Origin of the sequence: Nocardia otitidiscaviarum NBRC 14405, from assembly GCF_000308635.1 — a bacterium.
Taxonomy (GTDB): Bacteria; Actinomycetota; Actinomycetes; order Mycobacteriales; family Mycobacteriaceae; genus Nocardia; species Nocardia otitidiscaviarum.
In genome coordinates, this window is the sequence record NZ_BAGD01000244.1 from 1 (window position 1) to 796 (window position 796).

A 796-nucleotide genomic window follows, 5' to 3' on the forward strand; every position below is an offset into this window, starting at 1 on the left:
CCCTGCTCGCGACCGATCTCACCGGACTGTCCGACACCGCTCTGGTGGATGTGATGCGGGAGGTGGAGTCGGTGCGGTGTCGGATGGCGGCACTGTCGCATCGCATGATCGCTGAGGTCGAGTCCCGGCATCTGTGGGAGCGTGCCGGAGCCAAGGGGATGCGCGGGTATCTGATCGATGTATTGCGGTTGTCGGCCGCCGAGGCCGGGGCGCGGGTGCGGGCGTCGGTCCCGTTGCGGCCGCGGTCGTTCTGCGGGGAACCCGGACCGGCGTTGTTGCCGACCACCGCGAGGTTGCAGGCCGAGGGCACGATCTCACCCGAGCACGCGCGGGTGATCATGCGGGTGATGGATCGTATCCCCAACGCGGTGCCCGCCCAGACGCAGGCCGAGGCCGAACAGCAGCTCGCCCGCGCGGCGAGCCAGATGCCGCCGGAGTATGTGAGCAAGGTCGGGCACGTGCTGCTGTCGTGCTTGGATCCCGACGGGGTCCTCACCAACGACGACGACCGGGCGCGGCGCCGCGAGCTCTGGGTCGGCAAGCAACGCGTCGATGGCATGAGCGAGGTCAAGGGCGTGCTGGATCCGCAGTTGCGGGCGTTGTTGGATGTCGTCTTGGCGAAGTGGGCGCGGCCGGGCATGTGCAATCCCGAGGATCCCGACAGCCCCCGCATGGGACCCGCAGCCGTGGACAAGGATGTGGTGGAGGCGGCGGCGCGGCGGGATCGGCGTAGTGCCGGGCAGCGTAACCACGACGCGCTCAAAGCGTTCCTGGCGTCCGGGGGTGGTCCGGAGAA

The 796-nt window shown here is 69.5% G+C and carries 1 protein-coding gene; it reads left to right on the plus strand.

What is annotated here, in order from left to right:
• A partial coding sequence (locus tag ON31_RS29500; RefSeq protein WP_169335050.1) for a DUF222 domain-containing protein occupies positions 1 to 796 on the plus strand: 796 nt, incomplete at both ends.